22 protein-coding genes and 2 pseudogenes are annotated in these 25,497 nt (G+C 65.9%); 15 read left to right on the top strand and 9 right to left on the bottom strand.

Features of this window, described 5'->3' with window-relative positions:
• Positions 1 to 89: 89 nt before the first annotated feature.
• A pseudogene (locus tag ACZ7P3_RS27735) lies at positions 90 to 1,298 on the top strand (fructose PTS transporter subunit IIA); the annotation flags it as partial.
• Between the two features lie 675 nt (positions 1,299 to 1,973).
• On the top strand, positions 1,974 to 3,449 hold the full coding sequence (locus ACZ7P3_RS27730) for a glycosyltransferase family 39 protein (RefSeq protein ID WP_472085764.1): 1,476 nt from the start codon (positions 1,974 to 1,976) through the stop codon (positions 3,447 to 3,449).
• A gap of 209 nt (positions 3,450 to 3,658) precedes the next feature.
• On the opposite strand, the gene ACZ7P3_RS27725 is transcribed toward ACZ7P3_RS27730, so the two are convergent.
• On the bottom strand, positions 3,659 to 4,132 hold the full coding sequence (locus tag ACZ7P3_RS27725; RefSeq protein ID WP_472085763.1) for a hypothetical protein: 474 nt from the start codon (positions 4,130 to 4,132) through the stop codon (positions 3,659 to 3,661).
• A 476-nt stretch (positions 4,133 to 4,608) separates the two neighbouring features.
• Positions 4,609 to 5,025: a peptidase inhibitor family I36 protein gene (locus tag ACZ7P3_RS27720; protein ID WP_472085762.1), complete on the bottom strand. Its 417-nt coding sequence runs from the start codon at positions 5,023 to 5,025 to the stop codon at positions 4,609 to 4,611.
• A gap of 433 nt (positions 5,026 to 5,458) precedes the next feature.
• On the opposite strand from ACZ7P3_RS27720, the gene ACZ7P3_RS27715 reads away from it, so the two are divergent.
• Positions 5,459 to 6,943: a glycosyltransferase family 39 protein gene (locus tag ACZ7P3_RS27715; protein ID WP_472085761.1), complete on the top strand. Its 1,485-nt coding sequence runs from the start codon at positions 5,459 to 5,461 to the stop codon at positions 6,941 to 6,943.
• Positions 6,944 to 7,213: 270 nt separating this feature from the next.
• On the opposite strand, the gene ACZ7P3_RS27710 is transcribed toward ACZ7P3_RS27715, so the two are convergent.
• Together ACZ7P3_RS27710 and ACZ7P3_RS27705 are read right to left on the bottom strand one after the other, a co-directional pair.
• Positions 7,214 to 7,903, bottom strand: a complete 690-nt coding sequence (locus ACZ7P3_RS27710) for a DUF8175 domain-containg protein (protein WP_472085760.1) — start codon at positions 7,901 to 7,903, stop codon at positions 7,214 to 7,216.
• Positions 7,904 to 8,149: 246 nt separating this feature from the next.
• Positions 8,150 to 8,958, bottom strand: a protein-coding gene (locus ACZ7P3_RS27705) for an IS5 family transposase (protein ID WP_472085759.1) whose coding sequence is annotated in 2 segments (ribosomal slippage) — positions 8,150 to 8,638 and positions 8,641 to 8,958 — 807 coding nt in all. Because the reading frame shifts where the segments join, the coding sequence is not laid out codon by codon here.
• Between the two features lie 907 nt (positions 8,959 to 9,865).
• Here ACZ7P3_RS27705 and ACZ7P3_RS27700 point away from each other — a divergent pair.
• Entirely contained in the window at positions 9,866 to 10,399 is a 534-nt protein-coding gene (locus tag ACZ7P3_RS27700; protein WP_472085758.1) for an NUDIX hydrolase, read from the top strand.
• On the opposite strand, the gene ACZ7P3_RS27695 is transcribed toward ACZ7P3_RS27700, so the two are convergent.
• Positions 10,377 to 11,717 carry a hypothetical protein gene (locus tag ACZ7P3_RS27695; RefSeq protein ID WP_472085757.1) on the bottom strand — a complete coding sequence of 447 codons (1,341 nt, stop codon included), beginning with the start codon at positions 11,715 to 11,717 and terminating at the stop codon, positions 10,377 to 10,379. The genes ACZ7P3_RS27700 and ACZ7P3_RS27695 overlap by 23 nt on opposite strands.
• Positions 11,718 to 11,840: 123 nt before the next feature.
• Between ACZ7P3_RS27695 and ACZ7P3_RS27690 the strand changes: the two genes are divergently transcribed.
• The 3 genes from ACZ7P3_RS27690 to ACZ7P3_RS27680 all read left to right on the top strand — a co-directional run bounded on the left by ACZ7P3_RS27690 (position 11,841) and on the right by ACZ7P3_RS27680 (position 13,671).
• Positions 11,841 to 12,071, top strand: a complete 231-nt coding sequence (locus tag ACZ7P3_RS27690; RefSeq protein WP_472085756.1) for a hypothetical protein — start codon at positions 11,841 to 11,843, stop codon at positions 12,069 to 12,071.
• Positions 12,072 to 12,319: 248 nt separating this feature from the next.
• Complete coding sequence (locus ACZ7P3_RS27685) at positions 12,320 to 12,763, top strand: glycine-rich domain-containing protein (protein ID WP_472085755.1); 444 nt, start codon at positions 12,320 to 12,322, stop codon at positions 12,761 to 12,763.
• 71 nt (positions 12,764 to 12,834) lie between these two features.
• Positions 12,835 to 13,671 (top strand): protein kinase family protein, encoded by an 837-nt coding sequence (locus ACZ7P3_RS27680; RefSeq protein ID WP_472085754.1) that lies wholly within the window; start codon positions 12,835 to 12,837, stop codon positions 13,669 to 13,671.
• A 1,724-nt stretch (positions 13,672 to 15,395) separates the two neighbouring features.
• Here the strand turns inward: ACZ7P3_RS27680 and ACZ7P3_RS27675 are convergent.
• Positions 15,396 to 15,824 (bottom strand): GntR family transcriptional regulator, encoded by a 429-nt coding sequence (locus ACZ7P3_RS27675; protein ID WP_472085753.1) that lies wholly within the window; start codon positions 15,822 to 15,824, stop codon positions 15,396 to 15,398.
• Positions 15,825 to 15,991: 167 nt separating this feature from the next.
• Between ACZ7P3_RS27675 and ACZ7P3_RS27670 the strand changes: the two genes are divergently transcribed.
• The 6 genes from ACZ7P3_RS27670 to ACZ7P3_RS27645 all read left to right on the top strand — a co-directional run bounded on the left by ACZ7P3_RS27670 (position 15,992) and on the right by ACZ7P3_RS27645 (position 20,636).
• A complete protein-coding gene (locus ACZ7P3_RS27670; RefSeq protein WP_472085752.1) occupies positions 15,992 to 16,366 on the top strand; it encodes an SCO3933 family regulatory protein in 375 nt (124 codons plus the stop codon).
• Positions 16,363 to 16,602, top strand: a complete 240-nt coding sequence (locus ACZ7P3_RS27665; RefSeq protein WP_472085751.1) for a hypothetical protein — start codon at positions 16,363 to 16,365, stop codon at positions 16,600 to 16,602. The genes ACZ7P3_RS27670 and ACZ7P3_RS27665 overlap by 4 nt, the downstream gene beginning before the upstream one ends.
• Positions 16,603 to 16,604: 2 nt before the next feature.
• Positions 16,605 to 18,017, top strand: a complete 1,413-nt coding sequence (locus ACZ7P3_RS27660; protein WP_472085750.1) for an FtsK/SpoIIIE domain-containing protein — start codon at positions 16,605 to 16,607, stop codon at positions 18,015 to 18,017.
• A gap of 48 nt (positions 18,018 to 18,065) precedes the next feature.
• Positions 18,066 to 18,863: a DUF2637 domain-containing protein gene (locus tag ACZ7P3_RS27655; protein WP_472085749.1), complete on the top strand. Its 798-nt coding sequence runs from the start codon at positions 18,066 to 18,068 to the stop codon at positions 18,861 to 18,863.
• Between the two features lie 148 nt (positions 18,864 to 19,011).
• Entirely contained in the window at positions 19,012 to 20,490 is a 1,479-nt protein-coding gene (locus ACZ7P3_RS27650; protein ID WP_472085748.1) for a replication initiator, read from the top strand.
• A complete protein-coding gene (locus ACZ7P3_RS27645) occupies positions 20,481 to 20,636 on the top strand; it encodes a hypothetical protein (RefSeq protein WP_472085747.1) in 156 nt (51 codons plus the stop codon). The genes ACZ7P3_RS27650 and ACZ7P3_RS27645 overlap by 10 nt, the downstream gene beginning before the upstream one ends.
• Here ACZ7P3_RS27645 and ACZ7P3_RS27640 read toward each other — a convergent pair.
• Complete coding sequence (locus ACZ7P3_RS27640) at positions 20,630 to 22,255, bottom strand: recombinase family protein (RefSeq protein ID WP_472085746.1); 1,626 nt, start codon at positions 22,253 to 22,255, stop codon at positions 20,630 to 20,632. The genes ACZ7P3_RS27645 and ACZ7P3_RS27640 overlap by 7 nt on opposite strands.
• A 45-nt stretch (positions 22,256 to 22,300) precedes the next feature.
• Between ACZ7P3_RS27640 and ACZ7P3_RS27635 the strand changes: the two are divergent.
• Positions 22,301 to 23,389 (top strand): annotated as a pseudogene (locus tag ACZ7P3_RS27635) (PTS fructose transporter subunit IIC); the annotation flags it as partial.
• 112 nt (positions 23,390 to 23,501) lie between these two features.
• Positions 23,502 to 23,753 (top strand): hypothetical protein, encoded by a 252-nt coding sequence (locus ACZ7P3_RS27630; protein ID WP_472085745.1) that lies wholly within the window; start codon positions 23,502 to 23,504, stop codon positions 23,751 to 23,753.
• Positions 23,754 to 23,875: 122 nt separating this feature from the next.
• Here the strand turns inward: ACZ7P3_RS27630 and ACZ7P3_RS27625 are convergent, their stop codons facing one another.
• Both ACZ7P3_RS27625 and ACZ7P3_RS27620 read right to left on the bottom strand, forming a co-directional pair.
• Positions 23,876 to 24,481, bottom strand: a complete 606-nt coding sequence (locus tag ACZ7P3_RS27625) for a dihydrofolate reductase family protein (RefSeq protein ID WP_472085744.1) — start codon at positions 24,479 to 24,481, stop codon at positions 23,876 to 23,878.
• 156 nt (positions 24,482 to 24,637) lie between these two features.
• Positions 24,638 to 25,384: a DUF6227 family protein gene (locus ACZ7P3_RS27620; protein ID WP_472085743.1), complete on the bottom strand. Its 747-nt coding sequence runs from the start codon at positions 25,382 to 25,384 to the stop codon at positions 24,638 to 24,640.
• Positions 25,385 to 25,497 lie beyond the last annotated feature (113 nt).

Below are 25,497 nucleotides of genomic sequence, written 5' to 3'. Positions count from 1 at the left end.
GCCCGGGCCGCCGCTTCCCCCCACGGCACCCCCGTCCCCACCCGCGCCCGTCCCACCCCCCGGGCGACACGCGTGCAGAGGAGCCCGCGATGAGCGACCTGATCACCGCGGACCTGGTCGACCTCGACCTGTCCGCCGACACCAAGGAAGCGGCGGCACGCGCCCTCGCCGAACGCATGGTGGCCCAGGGCCGGGTGACCGACCTGGAGGGCTTCCTCGCCGACGTCGCCGCCCGTGAGGCCCAGATGCCGACCGGCCTCGACGGCGGCATCGGCATCCCGCACTGCCGCAGCGCCCATGTCACCGAGCCGACGCTGGCCTTCGGCCGCAGCGGCGCCGGCATCGACTTCGGCGCGGCGGACGGTCCCGCCGACCTGGTCTTCCTCATCGCCGCCCCGGCCGGTGCGGACGACGCCCACCTCACGATCCTCTCCTCCCTGGCCCGGCAGCTGATGAACAGCGAGTTCACGGATGCGCTGCGGTCGGCGGGCGACGCGGGAACGGCCGCAGCGCTGATCCGCGGCGACGAGAGCCCGGCGGCGGACGCCGAGGGCGCGCCGGAGCGCGCGGGAGCACAGGGCGCCGGAGCGCAGGGTGCCGGAGCGCAGGGTGCCGGAGCGCAGGGTGTCGAGGGTGCCCCCGAGAACACCGCTGCGGCACCGGGGGCGGCCTCCGCCGGCGCCGCAGCGGGCAGCACGGCACCGACGACAGGTCCGGCTGCGGGGAGTACGGCATCGGCGTCGGGTGCGGACGAGGATGTGGGCAAGGGCAAGGGCAAGGGCAAGGGCAAGGGCGAGCGCGAGGGTGCGGGTCCGTCAGGTCCGTCCGCCTCGGCGGCGGGCGCCGAGGCCGGCGGTTCCGGTGCGGGGGAGCGGCCGTTCCGTATCGTCGCCGTCACCTCCTGCCCGACCGGTATCGCCCACACCTACATGGCGGCCGAGTCCCTGGAGAACGCGGGCCGCGAGGCCGGTGCCGAGGTCGTCGTAGAGACGCAGGGCTCGGCCGGCTTCACCCGGCTCGACCCGGCGGTGATCGCGGCGGCGGACGGCGTGATCTTCGCGCACGACGTCCCCGTACGCGACAAGGAACGCTTCGCGGGCAAGGCGACCGTCGACGTCGGCGTGAAGGCGGGCATCAACCGCCCCGCCGAACTGATCGCCGAGGTGCGCGGCAGGGCCGAGCGGGGCGAGGTCACCGCTGCCGCCGGCGCCGGGACGCCGGTCGAGCGGGCCGGCGACGCCACCGAGGGCTACGGCACCAAGCTCCGCAAGTGGCTGATGTCCGGCGTCAGGCACTTGCGTCAAGACACTTGGAGAAAGTGCAGGTCAGAGTCATCATGGACGAAATCTTGGAGCGTTGGGCGGCCGAACACGCAGCGACTGCGCCTACGATCCCGGCCGAAGATCTCCGGGAACTGGCGGACAGCTTGGGCATCGACCTGGGCGATTGACCCCCAACTGCAGGAAGACGAACGGTGCCTCTCAGTGAAGGAGAGGGGCCGTTCCCTGTTATGCGAGGGCGGCGACGTGCTTGAAGCGCCGAACTCTCACTCGCCCCCGTGAACTCGGGCTTGGTTGCTGCTTCTGCTGGGCTCGCCATGCCGAGAGTCATTGCCACAACGGCAAAGATCGTCGCCGGTGCCGTAGACCAGCGGCGCAACTTGCTACTCGTTGGCGCAGCAACGTGCATGAGTGCGTTCATTGCTGACTTCGGCTCGTCAGGGTGACGTGGGTGTGTCGATAGTCAGGCTAGTGCCGCATATGGTCCACACCCGACGGGCCGAAGTCAGGAGTGTCTTCCAGAGGCCCGCGTGGCTGTCAAGTGGTGCCCTGCTGGCTGGAGTTGATGAGACTAAGGTTTTGACTGGTTGCTGCATTGGGAGCGGCGCATGGCTGTTCAGGGGGTTGAGGGTGGGCTGGGCGCGAATGACTGTGCGAGCAAGTCGGTACCGGTGGAGCTACAGTGCGGTCCTCGTGGTGCTGACCGTGCTGCTGGGCTGGTGGAAGCTGGACCGTGGCGAGTCGTCCTGGCGTGATGAGACAGTGAGCTATGCGGTCGGCAAGCGGTCGTTGGGACAGCTGTGGCACCTGCTGCACAACATTGACGCCGTGCACGGCCTCTATTACTTCCTGGCCCACCTGGTGCTGTCGGTCTGGGACGAGGGAGTGGTGTCCCTGCGCGCGGTGTCGGTCATGGGCACCGTGGCTGCGGTGCTGGGTGTCGAGGCGATCGGCCGGTATCTCGCCGGCCCCGCCGCTGGGTTCCTCTCCGGACTTGCCTTCCTGTGCATTCCGCAGGTGCAGTTCTACGCTCAGGAGGCCCGCTCTTATGCGCTGGTCGCCGCCGTCGTGGTCTGGGCGACCTGGTTCTTCGTCCGCGCCCTGCACGAGGAGCGGCGCAGCCTGTGGGTCGGATACGGCGGGCTGCTCACACTGGCCGGCTGGCTGCACGAGTTCGCCCTCCTCGTCCTGCTTGCGCACGCCATCACGCTTTGGCGCAGCGGTCGGCGCGCCACGCATGGGCGGCTCTGGCTTGTGGCGAGCGCGGTGGTCTGCGCCGTGGTGAGCCCGCTAGCCGTGGTCAGCGCAGGGCAAGCGTCGGCACAGCTCGACTGGCTTGGTCGCCCCGGCCTCGGCGCCTGGCTCGGTTGGGTCGCGCCAGGCGCGGTCGGGGTGGCCCTCGCCCGCGCCGGGCGCCGGCACCCCGCTGTCCGGTTGGTCTCTGGTGACGCCCCCGTGAGCGTGCGATCGGTGGGGCTTCCACTGTTGCTCGCCCCAGCGGGCTTCCTGTTGACCGTCTCCCTCGTGCACCCCTGGTACGTCGACCGGTACGTGCTCTACGGAGGGGCTGGCCTGGCCCTGCTGATCGGACCGGCGCTCGGCCAGGCGCATGCGGGCCTGCGGGCTATGGCCGACCCGCGTCGGCGCCGTCGCGGCACTCAATGCGTCGTCGCCGTCGCCCTCTGCGGCGCATCCGTGCTCGGGCTCGTGTACTGGCAGGCCCGGTTGCCCTCCAGCCGGACGGACCAAGTGGAGAGCTTCTGGGGCGTGACGGCCACGGAGCCGGGCGACGCCCCCGAGCCGATTCTGTTTCAGCCCGCGCGCCGTCGTGAGTGGATACTGGCCCGGCCTGCAGTCTTCGGCCCGCTGAACGACATCGCACTCAAGCAGACCCCGCAAGCCTCGGGCACGCTGTACGGCATGGAGGAGCCCCCCAACGTCATCCGTCAGCGCATGCTGCAGTTTCCGGAGCTGACCGTGCTGCAGGACCGCCCGGGTCAGCCGCAGGACCAGACCCCCGCGGAGGAGACCAAACGGGCGGTACTGAGGACGTTCTTCAAAGTGTGCTGGGTGATCTCGCTCCCTGGCGGTGAGTTGACCACCTACGTCCGGCACGATCACACCCGCACCAATCCACTCTGCGCACCCGGACGCGACATCCACAGCTGAGCCACGGGACAGCCGTTCGAGGCCGTGGATGTCCGGGCTGTACCACCGGACACTGGCCGAAGGCTGCGCTGCCGCAAGGCAGTCGCCCAGCTGTGAAGATAGCGAACTATGACTGGGGTGCACCTCGTCAGGCTCCGCTCACATGACACGTTCGCTTTCCTGAACAACGACACGGATCCGTCATGTGCATGCGGACTCACTGCAACCACTCACTCGCGCTTCAGTATGCGAGAAGCAAAGCCTAGTTGTTCCGATTTTACGCGGGCAATCTTTGTGAAATATTCTCTATTTTTCGCTATTAGCATTTCTTGTTGCCTCTTTTCGCTACCCTCCCAAATCTGAACGAGATTTGTCTTCTCCTTGCACTCTACATCATGCTTGGCGACAACGATCTCACGCGTGCTTGCTGCACCTGATTCCCCATTCTTCCACCAGCCTTTGTCGTTCACTGCTTGGTATGGGTTGCCGTAGTGAGCGCCAACGTGTCGCATGCAAGTGCTCCATTCGGCGAACGCTCTAACAACAGTGGGATCTTTCATTGAATCTTCCATTGCGGCATTTCCAAGGGAGTTGAATTTATTCAAGTCCACTCTCTCCTTGGGCGCATCCCGGACTTCAGAAATTGCCTTGAACGCGCAGCCGACACCTTGAGCCAGTGCTCCCTCGCGCTGCTTCTCCGTCAAAGATCGCTCTCTTGCGTCCTCTTGGGTGTCCGTCGAGTACGGATTAGAGAGCTTCCGTCCATTGTGATAGCCGTACCGCTGTGCGACTTGTGGTTCGACAACTCCGTAGCGGCGCCTATTGCGTAGATCTGTGACAGTAGTTGGGCGAGTGATTAGTGGCCAACTGAGACGTTTGCCGCGCATGCAGTCTCGCGTGAGAATGTCTTGCGCATTCGAGATCTTATTGTACTCGCCAAGCTGCATTTCGTACTTATCGAAGGGCAAGTCGATGCTGAGAGCCAATTTGGTCGGCTCGGGTAGTCTCTCAGAATGTTGTGACTTTGAAGCAGGGCTGCCCTCTCGTACGGAACAGGACGAAGTGGCCAGAATGGCCGCCAGAGCCGTCAGTGTCGTTATCGATTTCGCCCTCATGTATTTCTCCCCAAAAATACTATGCGGGGGTGCCGATGATGGCACCCCCGCATAGTCAAACTACGTCAGCGAATATCGATCGAGCTCGCCATGTTGTCGAACCCGTTGTTGGTGAGGTCGGAGTCCACGCTGTTGGCTTTGGCCAGGTAGGTCCGCCCGCTGTAGCCGTAGTTCTGGTACATCACGACTTCCCTGGAAAGGGTGTTCTTCATGGAGCTGGCACCGTTGTCACAAGAGTTCGACGCGCCAGTCCACAGGTAGTTCCGCAAGTCGTATGCATCCTTGGTGAAGGAGCAGTATCCGCCTGAGAAGTCGTCGTTGCGGTAGATGGTGAAGCTGCCGCCGGACGCGGCCACCTTCGACGAGTGGCTCACCGAGGTCTGCGAGGTGGCCGAGGTACTGGCGTTGGCGGCCGGCGCGACGAAGACAGCGGCTCCGATGAGTGCGGCGGCACCGAGAGTGGTGGCAAGAGTGCGCTTCACAGTGTTCCCCTCCTGTGTGTCCTGAGCCTGGTGTCACCTTCTGTGACGCCCGTGTCGCTCGAGGTGGTCTCATTCGAACCAATGAGCCCATGGGGTGTCAACGGAGCTTTCGAGCCATCAGGGGACTCTCCCGGCAATCCGGAGTGAGCTATGGAAGTGGCGCGCACATGCCAATATCACTTGTGGTGCAAGGGCCTGGCCGCCACCGAACGCAACCGGTTCCGACGGAAGCGGAACCAAGAAGGTTCATGGATCTTCCACATGTGGAACAAAAAATTCCGCATGGTTGGTGCGGATATCTTCTGTCTCGTTTTGCTTCAGGCGATGCGCCTGCCGTGAAGCCGTTTGCTTAGATAGACAGAGGGGTGCGGCAGCACTTCCGGTTAGGGTCTTAATTGTAAGGGGGCGAAGGGTCATCACCTCGGTATCGCGTATGTCTGTACGTTCCGAAGGGATCACCGCTAAAGTTCGAGATGGTCGCCTGCGGGGCTATCGCGTACTTCTAGCCATTCTCGGACCTGCTCTGTTCTCTGCGCTTCTGGGGAGCTGGGAGCTTTCCAGGCACGACAGTATGTGGCGAGACGAATCAGTTACGTTCCAGGTCGCCCACCGTTCTTGGGCGGAAACATGGCACCTGCTACACAATATCGATGCAGTACATGGTCTGTATTACGCGATCATGCATGTTGTCTTCCTAGTTGCTCCCGACAGCCTGGCAACTCTTCGGGGGCCGTCGGTTATCGGCATGGCTGTCGCAACAGCTGGTGTGTCAGCTATTGCGATGCGCCTGGCTGGATTTAGAACGGCAGTGGCTTCCGGGGTAGTCTTTGCAGCGCTTCCTGTCATTCAGCAGTATAGCCAGGAGGGTCGCTCATACGCTTTGGTCACGGCTGGTGTTGTGTGGGCCATGTACTTTTTCGTGCGCGCCATTCAGACGCGTCATCGCTATCACTGGGTTCTGTACACGGTAACGCTAACCGCTACATCTGCACTGCACGAGTTCGCAATGCTAATCGTTCTGCCTCACGCTCTGATGGCGTACCGAGATCGCTTGTTCCGTCGCTCTGCCGTCGTATCCTTCAGTGTTGCCGGCATTGCAGTTATGCCACTGGCAATATTCTCGCAGACACAAGCCCATGCCCAACTCGGTTGGCTGGGCAAACCTGGTGCGGCACAGTGGTTGCAGTTCGCAGTAATCGCGTGTGTTGGTTGGGGGTGCCGTCTCTTCGCTAACCGCTCACGCCCGTCCACCGTCGGCTCTCTGTTGCCCGACTTGGCCCTTTCGGTACTGGTTATTCCGCCCGCCATCCTTCTGGTGGTGTCTCTGGCGAAACCCTATTATCTGGAGCGCTATGTTCTCTACTCGATGAGTGGCCTAGCTTTGCTGCTCGGATATGCCATCAATGAGGGTTGGACTGCGATCTCCTCGCCGCGATGGTCCCTAGTTCGCCGTTGGACGCTCATTGCGGGAGTGATCGCATGCGCTCTTGGCGTGCTTGTCCCGTGGTCTTTTATCGTCCGTTCGCCGGAGAGTCGTAAGGATGACACAGTCGCCATTGCTGACGCTGTGCAAAGAGTCGCTAAGCCAGGGGATGGCGTTCTGTTCATGCCTGCACGTCGCAGGGAGTGGAAAATGTCCTGGCCTGCCGTATATGGATCGCTAAAGGATATTGCTCTGGAAGATACTCCTGAGGAGTCGGGAACTCTCCAAGGAGTTGAATCGCCTGCCCCCAAGATTAAGCAGGCGATCCTCGCGGAAAAGCGTATCGTGGCGCTGATGGATCCTGCGGGGCAGCCTCTTGACAAGTTCTCCCAAGAAGCCGTCAAGAGAGATGTGTTGAGCCGCCATTTCGTTGAATGCTCGCGTCGGCAAGCCCGCGGGGCCCAAATAGTGGTGTACTCGCGTGGGAGTTGCTAAGAGCTCGTAACACGATCTTGTTGAAGTGGTCTGGCCGGGCGTGACCGTTCTGATGATTCGGCCGTTCGTGATGCTGTGAGTACGCGGCCGTGGATCGTGGACGACGACCTGTGGGCACTGATCGAACCGCTGCTGCCGCCAAGAAAGACCCGATCATGATCGCGTTACGAGCTCATAGACTGGGAACCCACCAAAGCGCGAGCGCCGGCGAACCCGCGGCGGCTGCCCGGTCCGCTGGCATCCGCACTCGGCAAGGCCCTCGACAGCCGCTCAGTTGGTGCCGCTCCAGGTCACGTACCCGGCCAGGCTCGCGACTTGCGAGACACTGGAACTGTCTGCCCCGCTGGCCTGGATCTGGATTTTCCAGTCCCCGTCGAGCCACTTCACCGTGAACGTGGCGACGTTGAAGGTGCCGTTGTCCATTCGGTTGGCGAGGTTGATGACGGCGGTGTCGGGGGTGTAGTCGACGAACTGGAAGCCGGCCAGTTGCCCGTCGCTGCTGCCGTCTCCTACCTCGGGCCCAGCCAGCATCCGAAGATCGCGGTCTACGCCCGGGCCGGGGACGGCCTGTTGCTTGAAGATCTCGGTTGCTTCGCGGTTAGACGCCAAACCCAGCCGGTCGCCGATCTGGGAGGCGGCGATCAGTGCGCCGAGTGGCGTGTGGGCGTAGCAACGGGCGATGGGACCCTCAATCCTGCCTGGGCCGGCGCTCGGTGAAGAGGGCAGCGCATCGCCCTTGATGAGTTGCCAGGTGACGTCTTTGGGCGTGCTGGTGGGCGGGGTCTGGTTGGTGTCGGTCAGCCCGCAGCCGTTTCCCTGGCTGGGACTGGTCGCCTGGGCAGTATGGGACGGGCTGATGTGGGGGCGCCCGTGGCTTGGCGTGGCATCGCCGCCCGCGTGAGAAACCGTTTTGCCGCCACCGCATCCAGCCACGGACAACGTCAAGCTGGCTGCCAGCACCCATACGTGAGCGCGTATCCCACGCCGAAGGTGACGCACGAGACCCCTCCCCAGTTCGGTCAAAGTACGAGGCAGAGCATAGAAGGGTCCGGCCCAACGGGAGACGATCAGCCCAGGACTGGGAAGCGATCTTCAGTAGCCCGCGTTGCCGCAGCCAAGACGCACTCGACAACACCCGGGTGTGACGCTTCCCCGGGGTGTTGTCGTACCAGGGCGATAGCTTGCCGCTATGAGCTCGTCACGCGATCATGATCGGGCCTTCTTGAGGCGTCTCCAGCAGATCAGGCTGCAGGCCAGGGAGACGAAGGCATCGTGGAGCTCGGTGCGGCGTTCCCAGCGGACGGCGAGTCGCTTGAAGTGGTGGAGCAGGGCGAAGGTCTGCTCGACGACGTAACGGAGCTTGCCCAGGCCCTGGATGTTCGGGGCGCCCTTGCGGGAGATGACAGGCAGGATGCGGCGCTTGCGGAGCTCGTCACGGTTCGGATTGGAGTCGTAGCCCTTGTCTCCGAGCAGGGCTTCGGGACGCCTGCGAGGACGGCCGGGGCGGCCGGCGACGGGTGTAATGCCGTCGACCAGGGCAAGGGTCTGGGTGACGTCGTTGACGTTTGCCGCAGTCGTGATGACCTTGAACGGGGTGCCGTGTCCGTCGCAGATCAGGTGGTGTTTGCTGCCCGTCTTACGCCGGTCGACCGGCGACGGACCGGTGTCGGCCCCCCCTTTTTCGCGCGGATGTGGGAGCCGTCCACACAGGCCCGCGACCAGTCGAGTTCGTCCGCCGCGTTCAGTTCGGCGAGCAGGACGCGGTGCAACTGATCGAAGACGTCGGCCTGCTGGCACCGCTCCAGGCGGCGCCAGCAGGTCTGTCCTGAGCCGAACCCCAGTTCCAGCGGCAGCAGTTGCCAGGCTATGTCGTTGCAGAGAACGTAGAGGATGCCCTGCAGACAGAGGCGGTCCGGCACCGGCCGCGGCCCCGGTGACCGCTCGGGCCAGGGCGGCAGCAGCGGTTCGATCAGTGCCCACAGGTCGTCGTCCACGATCCACGGCCGCGTACTCACAGCATCACGAACGGCCGAATCATCAGAACGGTCACGCCCGGCCAGACCACTTCAACAAGATCGTGTTACGAGCTCTAAGTAGCGGACCGGTCGGAATGGTCGCCCCGCGCCACCTACAGTATGAGCGTTATGATCCCCGCAACCAGCAGGACGAGTCCTCCTGTCAGCACTCTGCGCGCTGGGCGAATCGCCATAAGAAGCTGTTCGCTTCTTTCCTTGCGGAGTTCATCGGATCTTTTGTGCCTGGCTGCGGCAGGAGCCGTGCGGGCGAATTCCCGGACGACGATCATGGCCATAACAAATGAGGACAAAAGCATTAGAATGCCGATGCCGAGTTCCCCTAGGGCTATCAGTCTCACGTCGCACTCTCTCCCTTGCTTCATCGAGGCGAAGTCGGTAGATCGTATGTTCATTCCCTGTCGCGTGTCTTGCACCCCTGCCCGTTGAGGACGGTGCACCGTCCGTGGTCCATGGCCGATTCCCACACTTCACGAATTGCGCAATCGTTTACTGGTCGCCGGCGTCAATGACATTGGCGCGACCTCGTGGGCGTGAGCGTGGCCGAGTGCCGTCTTATCGGTGTCCGATGGTCCTTGGATCTGAAGTGGCCAGCGGGGATGTGCGAGAGCGTCCGGGCCTGGTCCGAGGGGCTGGCGTTCGGACTTTTTCGTATCGAGGTCGACGTTGCATGAGACCGCGTAGTCCCCTTCCTGAACCTGTCTCCGCGTGAACGCCACTCCTGGAACTGCTCTGTCGACGCCTTCATAAGGTCTGGTTCGTCCTGGTATGCGTCCTCTAGGGCAGCATTGTGGAATAATCTCGTCGGAGTGACATAAAAGGACTTCACCCGTGTTGCTCGCTCTGTCGGTCTGAGATCCTGAAGGCCGACGCGAGAGGGGCCGCAGGTATGGAGTGGAAGACCCACGGTGAGCGACAGATCTACACCAACAAGTGGGTGAACCTATGTCTGGTTGATGTCCAACAGCCGGACGGGCGCAGGTGGGAGTACCACGTCGTTCGACTCCGGCACCTGGCCGTGGCCGCCGTGGTCAACGATCGTCAAGAGGTCCTGATGATGTGGCGCCATCGCTTCATCACGAACTCGTGGGCCTGGGAGCTGCCCATGGGCCTCGTGGAGGAAGGCGAGACTCCAGAGGAAGCGGCGGCTCGTGAAGTGCTGGAGGAGACGGGATGGCGGCCCGGTCCCATCAAGCCTCTGATCTACGCCGAGCCGGCCAACGGGATCACTGACTCTCAGCACCACGTCTTCCGTGTGAACGGTGCGACCTACGACGGGCCTCCCACCGAGAAGAACGAGTCCGACCGCATCGAGTGGATCCCGCTCTCAGAGGTGCGGGGGATGATCGACCGTCGTGAGGTCGTCAGCAGTGGTTCCCTCGTGGGCCTGCTGTACCTGCTTATGGATGAAGGGATCCGCTGACCGGTGGGAGGAGTTCCCGTAGCCGCGCCTCGAAGGCCAGGGCTACGGGCTCCTGCCTGTGTGGGGCCAACTGGTTGTAGAACTCACGCAGATGGCCGGTGACTCGCTCTGAGGCAACTGCCGACGCGGGCGCCAGGGCCTGCGTGGCCGTGTGGCACGCCTGATCGAGCTTCCCTTGGTCCAACTGCGTACGAGCGAGCCAGAACGTGTGAAACGCCCGTCCGCGCTGTTTCGTGTGGTCTTCTCGCCGCAGTGCGTCTGCGATCAGTGGTTCAGCGGTCGTTGTCTCGCCCAGCCGACCGTGAGCGATGCCGGTGTCGACGATGAGCTTCGGCTCATCGAAGTAGGTCACCCATGACGGGTCCGGGTCGCTCGCCTCGATCTGTTCGAAATGGCGGTGAGCTTCTTTGATCGCCTGGTGCGTGGCGTCCCGGTCTCCGAGAGTGGCATGGGCGAAGGCTTCGCGCATGGACAGCATCGAGAGAACGCGCGGTGTCGTCACCTGGGATGAACGGGCCTGGTCCTGGGCGGCGGTCACGAGGGCCAGTGAGTCGACAGGCTTGTCCTGGTAGGTCGCCTGCAAGCTCATGCAGGCAAGCACGTTGGCCATGAACTGCCGGTCGTCGATCTCCTTTGCCAGTTTCAGAGCCTCGGTGAAGTACGCGCGGGCTTGGCTGTACTGGCGGGCATCGAAGTAGGTCCAGCCGGTCAGACGCGCCAGTTCGGCCGCGATGCCATACAGGTGGTTCTGAATGGATGGCTGCCGGTTGTCCTTCAGGAGCCCTACGACGTATCGGAGCTGCCCGACGATGGCCGGCCTCAAGGCTTCGCCGCCGTGCTGGTCGTCGCGGCGCCAGTAGTCCTCGATGGAGGAGCGGAAGGCTTCAAGTGTGCTCGGGTTGAGGCTGGTTCGGGCGGCAAGCGCAAGGATGCTGTCCACATCCGGGCCTGGCAGAGAAGCAGCCGTCTGCTGCTCCGGCTCCGGCAACTGCGGCGCCTCTCGCTCGGTCACGGCAAGGGCTTGAGGAGTCTCCCAGGGGCGCCGGGCGAGACCAAGCATGTGTCCTGGGAGGCGCAGGCCATCAGAGATGCGCTCCACCACGTCCATGTGCAGCAACTGCCGTCGCCCCGCGATGACTTCGCCTACCCGACTTGGGGTGAGGTCGCATCGCCGGGCGATCAGCGACGGGAAGATGCCTGCCCGCGTCTTCACCAGCCGGAAGACTCGGGAGAAATCCCTGAGCCGACACGCGTCGATCATCTCGGGATCGGTGAGCAGCCTTGCGGGCAGCTCTTGCGGTCGTTCGGCGTCAGGCATTGGCACGCTCCCCACTGCGAGGGCTACGCAACGTCGATGGGTCTCTACTTGCAGCGATGTTACCCAAGTTGGGTAATCAGCCTGACCTTATGGGCGCCCCCCTTGGACCGCGATGCTCCTTCCATGGCGAGCAACCAGCAGACCAGACCGGGCATCGGCGAACTGGCGAAAGACACCGCCAGTGGACGAATCGGCGTCGTCATGGGTGAGGTCGGCGCTCGGGTGCAGATAAGGCGCGTGGGCGGCGGCGTTGAGTGGGACGCCCTGCCGGACAACGTGGTGGCGCTGACGGCGCGGGAGGAGCTGACCACCCGTCTGGCCATCAAGAACGGCAACAGCCGGGACGGCCTGTGATGCGCGCCATCGGTCGGTATGCGGGGGTCCTGTTCATCATCATGATCAGCGGGTCCTGTGGCCTGGTGATCGGCATGGCCCTCGGTACCAGTCAGTAGACCGGCTGCCCCGAACGGGGTGCCATTTCCCCGGCTCCCCCTTCCCCGTTCGGGGCAGCCTTCCAAGCCCTCCGGTAGTCCGTGGTCCATGCCTGGGCGACCGACGCGGGCGTAAGTGCCAGAGCACAGCGACACTCAAGGAGTATTCGCATGACGGCAACGGCCAACGATCAGAGGACCGGTCGCGCGGTGGCTGGTGAGGAGTTGTTCGACAGCCTCGCGCACTTCGTGGTGGTCCACAACGGGCAGACGCGCGAGCGGGCCGAGCGGATCGCGGACCAGTCGGTGGCCTTCGTGGTCACGGCAGCGACCGCCACCGTGCCCATGGTCCCGTCGGACGACGTGGACCTTGGTCTGCACGCGCTGATCCTGCACACGAAGGAGTACGCCGAGCTGTGCGAGCGGTTCGCCGGCCGCTTCCTCCACCACAACCCGAAGCCGGGCGGAGGGGCGCGTGACCCGGAGAAGGTCGCCGCGTCCGCGCACGCGATGAAGGCTGCCGGGTTCATGGTCTTCGACGACCTCTGGACCGTGAACGGCACGAACCTCGCACAGTGCGATTCGGACTGCGGTCGACCGTACGGTCAGGCGTAGCGACAGGACACCAGCGACGCGGCCGGCCTCGGCACGGTGGTTGGCCGCGTCGCCCGGAAGGAGAACAGACGTTGTCCGGGACACCCCCTCAACTGCCGATCGTCGTACTCGACGCACTCATGCCCACGGCTCAACGCTTGATCCTCAATCGCCGGGGCTCCATGGTCTGGGAGGTCGAAAGCCCTCGGGGTCACTACGCCGTGAAGGTCGGATATCCGATCGAGGCAACGGCCGACTGGCCAGCCCAGCCCTGGACGGCGCTCGCACCTGCACGCGAAGGTGCCGTGCTGCATCGCCTCGGGTTCAACGACTTCGCGTACGGCGAATGGGAGGGTGGCACCTGGAACTTCCAGCCGTGGCGCGAAGGACCGGACCTCTACCAGTTGTGGGAGCTCTGCCGTGGCCCGGACTCGCGCATCGAACCGCACCCCACTGTGCCTTTGGGGTGTGTGGAGGCGCTGGCCGAACTCCACGGCAAGGGTTGGGCCCACGGCGACGTGCAGCCCGCGCACTTCATCATCGGTCCGGAACGGACGCACCTCATCGACTTGGCCCTGGCGCATGGCGGTCGTGTGCCGGAGGGGTACGACTTTCCGTTCCGCGGCTGCCTCGTCCATTACGAGGCGCCGGAGATTGCAGCCAGTGTGCTTGCGACAGGAGAGGCAGAGCCCACGCAGGAAGCCGACATTTACGCGCTGGGCGCGTCGCTCCTCATCTCGGCCACAGGCTGGCGGGCGGTCGAGTACCCGGATGACGCACCTCGCCCCGTGCAGCGAAGGGCCGTGGCAGATGGCAAACGGCGGCCTGTGAAGGTGCCCGGTGAGCTGGGCGAACTGATCGGGGCCATGCTCAGCCATGCTCCCGAAGACAGGCCAACGATCTACGAAGTTGGCAAAGCCCTGAGCTGAGCCCTCACGGGTTCACTTCGTCGGCGCTGCGCGCGGCGACCGCCGACCACAACAAGAGACCGGACCACCCCTCAGCCTGGACAGCATTGCGGGTGGTCCGGTCCGGAAGCCCTGTTCAGGACCCCGGTGCCGATGGTACCGGGGTGGTCGGCGTGCTCGAATGCGGGTGCGACTGCAACCCCCCTTCCTTATTGCCGAGTTTGAGAGGGTCACTGTTGCGGTCTGGTCGACAGAATCCCAGTTCTGACCTGAGCCACCGAAAGTCAGCCACGACGGCGGGTGTGCCGAACGAGCACCCGTCACGTGTGTCTCCAGCAACCCCCCCGCCGGCCTCGGCCACGCTATCCATTCTCGTCACGGGGGATGCCCCGGCTGGCCGTTGCGCTCGGTGGCTGCGGAGGGCACTGCGGAATCCGTCGAGCTGGCTGCTGGCCGCGTGGGCTTGGTCGTGGTGCCTGCGTGGTCGTTTCCGCCCGGGTCGACCTGGTGGTGCCGCTGCGGCTGGTGGGGTTGCTCCGTGGCCCCGGTCGTCACGCTGCTTGATGTTGCGCGCTGAGTGGCGGCCGCCGCGTAGCGGTGGCGTAGACAAGGAGCGGGCGGCGGTTTCCGCCGCCAGCGCGCGGCGGTCCGCGCAAGCGGGCCGCCCTTGATCCAGTAAAGAAACTCGTAACAGCTCCGCTGCTGCGCCGCGTTGGCCGCGTCCGACGGATGGTTCCGGCGCTGGCTCCTCGCCCATCGCGCTCGAGCCCCTGCTTGCCCCCGCTTCGCATCGGATTTCACATGTTCCACTCCGCTTGGTGCCGGTTTGCCATTATCTGTCTCGCCGGTCGCCGGAATCTATCCACAGGGTCATTGTCGGAAGCTACTTCCATGAAGGGAATTCCCGCGTTTCGCTTTGTCCGCCGCTTTCTGGTCAGACTGTTTGCTGCTCCGCAAACCCCTTGTGCCGCAAGGGACATCCTCTATTCCGTGCTGCCTGCGGCGGAGCCGTTCATCGCGCGGATAGTTATCCACAGGGGGGTGTCTGTCGTGTGCTCCCGCTCGGTCTCGATCCCGGGTCCACGGTCCACAGAGCATCGCGGCGGCTGTGGCGTGCCTCACATGTGTCACACGCGGGAAGTTTTCGGCACCTGTAGCAGACGACTGGGGTGGTTCGCCGAAAGGGAGGTGTCCGCTTTCGCTGATCTGCTTCCGGTCATGCCGGAGAGTCCGGCAGTGCTTGACGGATGGGAGTACGACAGGTGAACCGGGTCACAGCAGAGAGGGCGCGCCAGGCCCGAAAGGACACCTCTATGGGTGATTCCTGTGAATTGGGTGCGGCTGGTGAGCGGCGAAACATAGCCGACGATCGCCGGTTAGCAAAACCGGGGATTCTCCGGATCCTTGTGGGCGTGCCGATGACGAGCGAAAGGAGGTGGTACGGGTCATGTGCGGTGGTGGGTTTGCGGAAGAAGGGTTCCGCCCGACCGAACCGGCGTCTGTGCGGGTGGTGGGAGTTGACCGTGGGACCGGTGCCCCTGCTGGTCGGGTCAGGCATGCGGTTCGTGGTTTACCCGACTCCGGCGATTCGTGGTCGGTGGGATGGACGGCGCGGGACAGGCACGGAAGCGAAGTGGGGAAACAGGAAATGACCGAGCACGAAATCGCCACGCTGGATGCGGAGTTGACCGACCTGTGCGCGACGGTTGCCCGGTTGGATGCGATGGTCAGGCAGATGGCGGAGGCTATTTCCCCGACTGCTGCGCCTGCACCAGCGCAACGAGGTGAGTCACAGTGGCCTCAAGCTGCTTGACGGCGGCTTTCAGGTCCTGGACATCGGCGGCGAGGGATTCCGGGGTGGGGTCGGGAGCGTGGTCGGCGGCTTCGGCCTCCACCTCCTGGCTCTCCTCGCCCGCCGCGCCCTCCATGGGTGTGCCGGCACTGTTGCGTACGAAGCTGCCCCGGCCCTGAACGCTGTAGATCAGCTCTTCGCTCTTGAGTAGCCGCAGCGCGTTCTGCACGGTCCCGCTGGCGATGCCGTAGCGGTCTTGCAGCACACGGGCTGAGGGGAGCTTGTCGCCGGGCTTGAGGCGGCCGGTGCTGATCTCCCGGCGCAGCACCTCGGCGGCCTGGATGTAAGGCGGCCGGGAGTCGTCTTCGAGCGGCAGTCTCATGCTCGCAGGATACGGCGCTCCCCCTCTTCGGCGATACACCTACGGCACCCCTGCGGCCTAGGTGTATCAATACACACGGGCATGCAAGTGTTGCATCTGTATCAGGTCTGTGGTTACGTAGTGGTGCGGCCGGAACTACTGGCCCATGATCGAAAGGAAGTTCCCCCATGGCGCGCATTCGCGTTGGTCTGCTCGAGTCGACCCGGTTCATGGTCGGCACGATGCCGGTGCCGAAGTACACGGATCAGGAGAAGACGACCCTGGCCACCGACCGTGAGACGGGACAGACGCTCTACACGCTGACGGTCTTCCTGATGGAGGACGAGCGGGCCGAGGCGCTGAAGATCACCGTTGCGAAGGACGGTCTGCCCAACGGCCTCATGCCCGGCGCTCAGGTGCGGCTGGTGGAGCTGTTCGCCACCCCGTGGGCGAACATCTTCAACGGCCAGCTTTCGCAGGGCATCGCCTACCGTGCGGCCTCCCTGGAACTGGGCGCCCCGGCTGCGCCGGTCGTCGACGAGCCCGCAGACCTGGCCGCATGAGCGGCGGCGAACCCCGTTTCTGCCTCGCTCCCTCGCTGTGCCACCACTGCCGGTCCTACCCCCTGGTTCACGCCGGGCCGGATGAGCGGTTCTCCGAGGGGCTGATCAAGTCCGTGGTCGCCGTGCTCGTCGGCTGCGGCTACCCGCCGGTGGAGAACGTCTACGACTGGTCGGACCTGGAGAGGGCCCTTGCGGGCTTCTTGTACACCCACGAAACGAAAGACAACCCGAAGTGACCGTGAATGAAGTAATGGGCTTCGCCTCGGCTGCGGCCGGGGCCGCCCTGGCCCTGATCGCCCTGTGGGCGGTCGTCTGGGTCGTCCGCTATATACGGGCGGACAAGGAAATGAGGGTCAGCATCCGGCAGGCCGTACGGGTCCGTCGGGGCTGGAAGCGCCTGGCTCAGATGGCGGGGCTGTCGGTCACCGACAAGATGCCCACCGCCCTTGCCTCGCTGGCCAACACCGACGGCAAGGCCCCCAGGCCCCGTGTTCTCATCCCCGCCCTCAAGGTCAAGCCGGACCGGTTCGGCGTCGTGGCTCGGGCGAAGTGCCTGCCGAAGGTGAGTCTGGCGGAGTTCCAGAAGGCCACTCCGTACCTGGCCGACGCCTGGGGCTGTGAACGGGTCTCCGTCACTCCTGACGGACCCGGCCGCGTCATCATCCGTGGCGTGCGCACGGACCCCCTGCGCACCAAGACGAAGCACGTGCCGACGGGCGCGGTACCGGCCGATGTGCCGACCTGGCATGTCGGGGTGGACGAGTACGCCCAGCCGGTCAGGGTGGACCTGTCGAACGTGCCTGGCATCACTGTGGCCGGCCTGCCCGGCTACGGGAAGACCTCGCTGATCAACCGTCTGGTCTGTGACTGGGCGCCCTCGCCCGCGATTCAGTTCGTGACCGTGGACGGCAAGGTCTCGACCGCTCGTGAGGGTGACTACGCCTACCTGTCCAAGCGCATGTTCGCCTTCGCGGGGGATGACCTGGGGGAGGCCAACGCCATCTTCAAGCGCCTGGTGAACCTGCGTAGTGCCCGGTCCACCTCGATTGAATCCGTGCTCGGCGTGACCAACTTCTGGGAGGTCGGCCCGAGTGAACAATGGCCGCTCGTCGTGGCCATCGTGGACGAGGCGCACACCTACTTCCGCGAACACAGGGGCTCGGACAAGCGGTCCAAGGAACTGGCCGCGCTGGCGGCGGAGAACGCCCGCCTCGTGGAAGACCTGGTGAAGAAGGGCCGGTCCGTGGGCATCGTGGTGATCCTGGCCACGCAGAAGGCCACGGGCGACGCCATCCCCACCTTTATCCGTGACGTGTGCCCCGTGGGCCTGTCCTTCGCGCAGAAGACCGCCGAAGCCGCCGTGGCCGCCCTGGGCGACGACATCCGCAACTGGCCCGACGCCAACCCCACCAACCTCCAAAACCCCGCCTACGTCGGCGTCGCTGCGATGAAGCACGACGACCGCCCCGGCTTCCTGCGCGTACGCACCCCGTATGTGTCCGCCGCTGACGCCCGCCGCATCGCCGAGGAAACCGCGCACCTGACGCGCGATCCCGCCGACCTGCTCATAGGCCAGCTCCCCGGCGGCGACGTGCGCCGCGTCCTGCTCCTCAAGCCGGACCCCGCCGACGGCACCCCCGAAGCGGCCTGACCCCAGCACCCCGCAACAGCAACGCATGTGGAAGGAGGTGAACACTCTATGAGTGAGGACCGGATCACTCAGCGGACCGTGACCGTCGTCATGGGCGTGATCGCCCTGCTGGCGTTCGTCTTCTCCTTCGGCAACGTCTGGGCCCTGGCCCTGCGCCTGGGGGTCCCCGCCCCCATCGCACCCCTGATCGCCCCCATGGTCGACCTGTCGGTGGTCGGACTCCTGGTCGCCCTGCGCTACCTCTCCCTGCACGGCGTCCCGCCCGAGCAGATGAAAGCCGCCACCCGGCTCATGCACGTCTCCGGCCTGCTGACCCTGGCCCTCAACATCGCCGAACCCCTCACTGCCCGCCACTACGGCCGCGCCGCCGTAGACGCGGTGGCACCCCTGCTTCTGCTCGGATGGGGCGCGGTCGGCCCCCAGCTCCTGCGGGCCTTCCACACCGTCACCACCCCCGACACGCCACCCGTCCCGGATCCGGCCGACGAGCACGCACCCGCCCCGGCGGACGAGCCCAAACCGGCCGCAGCCCCGGTGGTCGCCTCGGCCCTGGTCGCCTCGGCCCCGAGACAGGAACCGGCCCCCGCCGCTCCGGTCGTCGAACCGGCGCCCTCCCCGGCCCCGGTCGAACCGGCTCCGGTGGCTCCTCGCCCGGCCGTACCCGATTCCGCGGTTGCCTCGGCGCCTGCGGTCAAGGTGCCTGAGCCGCTGCTCAACGAGGCCCGTTCCATCGCGGACACCCACCAAGCGGAACACGGCGAGTCCATCACCATCGCCCAGCTCAAGCGGCGACTCGGCGTCGGCCTCCCCATGGCCACCGCCCTACACACGGCCATCACGGCCTGACTTTCCGCCGGCCTTCCCGGTACCCCCTCGCACCGCTGCCCGCACCCGGGCTCGGCCCCCCTATGCCTGCGGGCAGCAGCCCGAGCGCACTGAATCGCTGCTGCCCGCAGGCGCCCAACCCTCACTCCAGGAAGGACACCCCCACAACATGACACGCCTCCTGGACCTGCGCCACGTCATCAGCCCCGCCGCGCGGGACCTGGTCGAGCTGGCCAACCTCCAAGACTTCGACCGCGTGGTCGAGCAGGTCCGCAACGTGCGCGGCTGCTCCCGCCCGGTCAACCTCGTCGGCCACACGGCCACCCTCGACGCCGCCACGAACACCGTGCTGCGCGCCTATTCCACCGCCGACGAACCCACGGGCCGCCTGCTGACCACCTGCGGCAACCGCCGCGCCTCGCGCTGCCCGGCCTGCTCCCGCGTCTACGCCGCTGACACCTACCACCTGATCAAGGCCGGACTCTCCGGCGGCAAGACCGTCGCCGAATCGGTCCGCACACACCCGCGCGCCTTCGTCACCCTCACCGCACCCTCATTCGGCCCTGTCCACAACCGCCCCACCACCAACACGGGCAAGCTGCTGGACTGTCGCTGCGGTGAACGTCACCGCGAGGATGACCCGGCCTTGGGCACGCCGCTGAACCCAGCCACCTACGACTACACGGGCGCCGTGCTGTGGAACGCCCACACCGGGGACCTGTGGCGCCGCTTCACCATCTACCTCCGCCGCGAACTCGCCGCTCATCTCGATATGACGCAGAAGGCGCTGAACGCCGCTCTGCGTGTCTCCTTCGCCAAGGTCGCCGAGTATCAAATGCGCGGCCTGGTCCACTTCCACGCGGTCATCCGCTTCGACGGACCCGACGGCCACACCACCCCGCCCCCGCCTTGGGCCACCCTCGATGCCCTCACACACGCCGTACACGAGGCTGCCCAACGCGCCCGGGTCACCGTGGCCTCCGACGCCATCGGCGAACGCGAAATCACCTGGGGCGACCGCATCGACGTACGAGAGATCACCGCATTCGGGGACGGCGAACTCACTGACGCCAGGGTTGCCGAGTACACAGACGCGAAGGTCGCCGGATACGTCGCCAAGTACGCCACCAAGAGCGCCGAAGGCTCCGGCACCGTAGACCGCTCCTTGGTGTGCCGCCCCTGTGGCGGACGAGGCTACACACGCGGCCCCGACGACTTCCGCGACCTGTGCACCGACTGCGACGGCACCGGACAAGCCGAACCCATCAAGGACCTCAGGGTGCAGCAGCACATACGCCAGATGATCCGCACTGCCTGGGCCCTCGGCCACCTGCCAGAGTTCGCCGATCTCAAGCTCTGGAAGTGGGCTCACATGCTCGGCTTTCGGGGCCACTTCTCCACCAAATCCCGTGCCTACTCCACCACCCTCGGCGCCCTCCGTGACGTACGCCGCGCCTGGCGCCTCGAACAAGCACGCGCCCATGCCGGCCACCCGGCCCCGGACGAGAACACCACCCTCGTCACCGACTCCTCGTGGGCGTACCTGGCCTCCGGCTACCGCCCCGGCGAAGAACTCCTAGCCAACCAAGTCCGCCACGACATCGCCCAAGCCGAACGAGCGAAGACGGAGGGGGCCCCATGGCTGTGATCGCCTCCGTCGTAGTAGACCGCTCACGCATCGAGGATGAAGATCCCATCATGCGTCGCTTGGATGCGTGGGCTGCACAGCACGCAAAAGCTGCCCCCCGCTTGGGCGAAGGGCAGCTTGAGATCCTGCGCGACCTCTTTCAGTGAGGCGTTCGGAAGACCGGTTCCAACAGGTCAGGATCGAACTCCGCGCTGCGTGACCGGCCTTCCGGAATCGGATGGATGATCACGGCCTGAAGGACGGTCGCAGCGGCTTGGCGTCGCTGCCGCATGTCGAAGTCCCTCCACTTCTTCTGCGTGAACCCGGCGAGGAAGTTCTTGGCGGCCTGCTCGGCATAGAACTCGTCCCGGTCCTTCTGAGACTCGCTGATCTGCTCATCGACCTTGTCTCGGAACTCCAGGTACTCGGCAACAGTCAGCCTGCCGTCCTTGTGGAGCTGCTTGTACTCCTCGCGCTGGGCGAGCAGCGCCTTCAAGGTCTCCTCGCCGTACCACGTACGCTCGTCCGGTACCAGCGCGGCGAACTGGTCCTCTAGTACCTTGATCACTAGCGCCTCTATGGCCTTGTCCACGTAGTCGGCCCGACGGCTGACCTTGTTGCAGCGAGGGTCACCGCACCGGTACCGGTCCTGCTTGTTCGTCCCGGTGGGCGGGTTGCCCTTCATCTTCGCGTAGCACCTGTTGCCCTCGGCGTCCACGTAGCCGCAGCGAGCCAGGTTCGTCAGGAAGAAACGCCGCGTCGCCTCGGCCAACCCGCGATAGTCCTTCTTCCCCTCCCGCCTGACCTTCTCCCGGTAGCGGGTGCTGGCCGTGTCGCCATCGAGGTTGAACCACACGGGGCAGCGGCTCACCATCTTCAGCCACTCGTCCGGCGTGCAAATGGTGTCCCACTTGCCCTTCACGGGTTCCCCGGTCTTGCGGTCGCGTACCAACTCGCCGTTGATCACGCGGTAGCCGCACAGCGCGGGATTGGTCAGCATGTACTGCACGGGTGTAGTCGACCAGCGGTTCCCTCGCACGGTGAGGAACCCGCTCTTGTCCAGGTACTCAACGATGGTCGACCAGTGCTTGCCTTCAAGCCCCATGTCCAGAGCCTTCCGCAGTACCGGCGACTCCTCGGGGTGCAACTTCTCGTTGACTTTGCGCCCCGCCTTGGCGTCCGCCCCCAGCCAGCCAAACCGGCGCGGCCCTGTCGGGTGCCCCTCTAGCGCCTGGTCCCGGACGTTGTGCTTGACTCGACGCTTGACCTTGACCACTTCTCGCTCACCCATGGCGGAGGTGAGGAGTCCCCGGATCATCTCGGCGTCGCTGTGCACGTCGAGGATGGTCTTCGTATCGGTCACGGCGTACAGGCCGCGATTGTCCACGGTGAGCGCGCGGTGCAGCTTCAGGTAGTCCTCGGGGAGCCGCACCACCCGCTCTTCCTCGACCACGAAGATGCCGTGGACGGGATAGCCCTCCTCCACCTTGCGGGCGCGGAGATCGCGCACCAGTCGCAGGAACGCCGGCCGCTCGATGTCCGGGTCTGCTGCGGTGATGTGGTTGTCGGTGTACCGGTAGACGACGGCGCACCCGTGCTGCTCGGCGAACTCGTCGCAGTTTCGGTGCTGACGCCCAACGCCGACTTCGTTCCGCTTGTCCAGCGTGATCCGGGCGTATGAGCAGCAGGGCCGCCGGCCCCCAAGCCACTCCTCGAAGGTTCGCCCTTCGGCAAGTGCCCGTTGTAGGTCAGGGTGCAACTGCCACTTGGAAGACGCTTTGGCCACTGCTAGCCTTCCCTCCCAGGTCAAGTGTCTGGCCAAAGGTACACCGTGAGCTACATGGTCCCGTTCGTCGCCGCGGGCGGCCTGCTGATCGCCCTCGGCTACGCGATCGGCGGCTGGAAGGTCGACAAGGCGCCGTCGGTCATCGACCACTTCGTGTGGACCCAGACGGGCAGCTGGGGCGCGCTGCTGTTCCAGATCGGCCTGGTGTCCTTCAACTTCCTCGTCCCCGTCCTCGCCGGCTACATCGCCTACGGCATGGCGGACAGGCCGGGCCTGGTCCCCGGTTTCGTGGGCGGCGCGATCTCGCTGACCATCAACGCCGGCTTCCTGGGCGGCCTGGCGGCCGGTCTGGTCGCCGGCGGGGTGGTGCTGGCGATCCAGAGGATCAGCGTCCCGGCGGCGCTGCGCGGGATCATGCCGGTGGTGGTGATCCCGCTGATCTCCTCGGCGGTCGTCGGCTTCCTGATGTTCGTCGTGATCGGCAAACCCATCGCCTCCGCCCAGAAGGGCCTGACCGACTGGCTCAACGGCCTCACCGGCGCCAACGCGGTCCTGCTCGGCGCCCTGCTCGGCCTGATGATGTGCTTCGACCTGGGCGGTCCGGTCAACAAGGTCGCCTACACCTTCGCCACGGCCGGCATCGCGGTCGCCGGTCCGAGCGACTCGGCGATGAAGATCATGGCGGCGGTGATGGCGGCCGGCATGGTCCCGCCGCTGGCGATGGCCCTGGCCACGACCGTCCGCGGGAAGCTCTTCACACAGACCGAGCGCGAGAACGGCAAGGCCGCCTGGGTGCTGGGCGCCTCCTTCATCACCGAGGGCGCGATCCCGTTCGCCGCGGCGGACCCGCTGCGCGTCATCCCGTCCGCCATGGTGGGCGGCGCGGTCACCGGTGCCCTGTCGATGACCTTCGGCGCCACCCTGCGCGCCCCGCACGGCGGCATCTTCGTGGTCCCGCTGATCGGCAATCCGTTCCTCTACCTGATCGCCATCGCGGCCGGCGTGTGCGTCACCACGGCTCTGGTCGTCATCCTCAAGGGCATGCGCAGGCCGGCCCCGGAGGCCACGGCCACCGACCCCGCCGCGAGCGGGTCCCCGGCGGCGAAGGGGACCGAGCAGGCGATCGCCGCCTGACGGCCCACCATCACCGCTTGTCCCTTTGGTGCGCTGTGAGTTGTTCACGCCACCTGCGAGATACGTCACGGTCCGGGATCAAAGTCCCGGACCGTGGTGTCTACTGGAACGCATGCCTGAGCACGTCTCGACTCTTCAGCTGATCGGCGCGGCCGCCCTCACTGCGGCGGGCGTCGCTTGGGCCGTCGTGGTGACACGTCTGCTGCGCCGCGCCCGTGTCCAGGCCGTCGCCGAATGGCGCTCCGCCGTCCTCCCGGCCCTCCCGCACCAGGCCCAGGTCGGCCCCTCGCAGGAGTCCGTCGAGCTGACCCCGGCGGAACAGGACGCCTTCGCGGGCCTGGTCCGCCGACTCGGCCACCGCTGACCGCAGAGGGCGCCGAAGGCTCCGCCGCGCCCCGGAACTCCCGCCGCGGCCAGGCGGTTCCGTTTGCGCAGGCACGGTATCCGGACGGTCTCCGGTCCGCTCGGTGACCCGGACGAAACCGCCTAGTAGCTGTCGTAGCTGGGCTTGCCGTTCGGCCGGTAGACGCCGACGACGGTGCCGCCCTTCGTCGTCGAGACGCTGACCGGCTCCAGCGCAGTGGGGATCGCTCCGTCGGCGAACAGCCGCTTGCCGGTGCCGATGATCACCGGATGGATGGTCAGCCGGAACTCGTCGACGAGATCGTGCTGCATGAGGGTCTGGGCGAGGTCACCGCTGCCGACGACGTTGATGTTGCCGCCGTCGGACGCCTTCAGCTTGCGTACGGCATCGGCGATGTCGCCCTCCAGCAGCGTGGAGTTCTGCCACTCGACGGACGTCAGAGTCCGAGACGCCACGTACTTGTGCATGCTGTTCATCCGGTGGGTGAACGGGTTGTCGGGATCGGCGGTCGGCCAGTACGACGCGAAGATCTCATACGTCTTGCGGCCGAGCAGCATCGCGTCGGAGTGCTCGTACCAACCGGCGATGGCCGCGCCGACCTCGTCGTCGGCCACCGGTTTCTGCCAGCCGCCGTACTCGAAGCCGCTCTCGGCGTCCTCGTCCGGACCGCCCGGCGCCTGCATGACGCCGTCCAGTGTCAGGAACGTGCAAACGATGATCTGGCGCATGGTGCGCTCCCTTCGTCGACGGATAGACCACGAAGCCGCCGGAAACTCATCGGCGCAACTTCCGCGGTGCAGCACCCGCGCCGTCGGGATGATCCGGACGACAGGGCCCGGCGGCGAGGGGCAAGGGGGGCGGGTGAGAGGCGGGAGCCGCGGGAGCTAGCCCCGTCGCGCCGCGCGCTGCTCCATGGCGTTCCGCGCCGCGTCCGCCGTCGTGTACACCTCGCACATGTGCCGTCCGTCGGGCGTCGCCGTGTGCTCGACCTCCCACAGGGAGACCTCCCGGCCGTCCGGCAGCAGGAACGCGTGCTCGTACAGCGCGAAGCTCAGCCCCGCCCTCGCGGCCCGCCCGGGCCGGCCGAACGCCTGGGTGATCTGATGCGCGGACGCGGTCGCCAGCAGCGCCGCCACCTCCGCGCCCGGCGGATCGGGGTTCTCCGCGCGGCGCAGCAGCCGGCGCGCGTGGTCCGGCGAGTCGTCCGGGGCGTACACGTGCCGGGGCTCGGGAATCGCCGACAGATGCGTCAGCGGCGGCAGCTCGAAGTCCGGGGTGTCCGGCGGCAGCGGGAGCCGGGCGGTGGAGGCGTGCAGCTCCTCCTTGTCCACGTACACCTCGTGATGCGTGTCGCCGCCCGCGGCGGTGTTGTGGACGAGCTCCCACAGGGTCACCGCCGAGCCGTCGGCGAGCAGCCAGGTGTGCCGGTACGTCTCGCAGTGCAGGCCCGCGCTGTGGTGGGCGGAGTGCAGGGAACTGTCGTGCGCCAGTGCGCAGTCGAGCCGCCGTATCACCTCGTCGGGCAGCTCGAAGGAGTTCAGGGCACGGCCGAGGAGTCGCGCGAGATGCTCCTCCGGAGACTCGGGCGACTCGGCTGGTTCGTACGCTGCCGTCTCGTACGGAACGCTCAAGGCTTCTCCCGGCGTTGCTGCATGTCACCTTGTGGGTGCATACCGTAGCCCCTCGGTCGGACATCATGTCCAGGAACCGAGAAAACGTATGACGGGAAAACGCGAAGGCCGCG

This window comes from Streptomyces sp. NPDC107581 (genome assembly GCF_055657175.1).
Note: the sequence above shows the minus strand (reverse complement) of the source record. Positions and strands in the feature narration are given on the sequence as shown.

What these genes read in the sequence shown, in the direction of transcription:
- ACZ7P3_RS27675 (WP_472085753.1), bottom strand. Translation starts at nt 15,824, where the DNA reads ATGAGACTGCCGCTCGAAGACGACTCCCGGCCGCCTTACATCCAGGCC.
- ACZ7P3_RS27715 (WP_472085761.1), top strand. Translation starts at nt 5,459, where the DNA reads ATGTCTGTACGTTCCGAAGGGATCACCGCTAAAGTTCGAGATGGTCGC.
- ACZ7P3_RS27645 (WP_472085747.1), top strand. Translation starts at nt 20,481, where the DNA reads ATGGCTGTGATCGCCTCCGTCGTAGTAGACCGCTCACGCATCGAGGAT.
- ACZ7P3_RS27625 (WP_472085744.1), bottom strand. Translation starts at nt 24,481, where the DNA reads ATGCGCCAGATCATCGTTTGCACGTTCCTGACACTGGACGGCGTCATG.
- ACZ7P3_RS27695 (WP_472085757.1), bottom strand. Translation starts at nt 11,717, where the DNA reads ATGCCTGACGCCGAACGACCGCAAGAGCTGCCCGCAAGGCTGCTCACC.
- ACZ7P3_RS27630 (WP_472085745.1), top strand. Translation starts at nt 23,502, where the DNA reads ATGCCTGAGCACGTCTCGACTCTTCAGCTGATCGGCGCGGCCGCCCTC.
- ACZ7P3_RS27650 (WP_472085748.1), top strand. Translation starts at nt 19,012, where the DNA reads ATGACACGCCTCCTGGACCTGCGCCACGTCATCAGCCCCGCCGCGCGG.
- ACZ7P3_RS27655 (WP_472085749.1), top strand. Translation starts at nt 18,066, where the DNA reads ATGAGTGAGGACCGGATCACTCAGCGGACCGTGACCGTCGTCATGGGC.
- ACZ7P3_RS27665 (WP_472085751.1), top strand. Translation starts at nt 16,363, where the DNA reads ATGAGCGGCGGCGAACCCCGTTTCTGCCTCGCTCCCTCGCTGTGCCAC.
- ACZ7P3_RS27700 (WP_472085758.1), top strand. Translation starts at nt 9,866, where the DNA reads ATGGAGTGGAAGACCCACGGTGAGCGACAGATCTACACCAACAAGTGG.
- ACZ7P3_RS27685 (WP_472085755.1), top strand. Translation starts at nt 12,320, where the DNA reads ATGACGGCAACGGCCAACGATCAGAGGACCGGTCGCGCGGTGGCTGGT.
- ACZ7P3_RS27670 (WP_472085752.1), top strand. Translation starts at nt 15,992, where the DNA reads ATGGCGCGCATTCGCGTTGGTCTGCTCGAGTCGACCCGGTTCATGGTC.
- ACZ7P3_RS27690 (WP_472085756.1), top strand. Translation starts at nt 11,841, where the DNA reads ATGGCGAGCAACCAGCAGACCAGACCGGGCATCGGCGAACTGGCGAAA.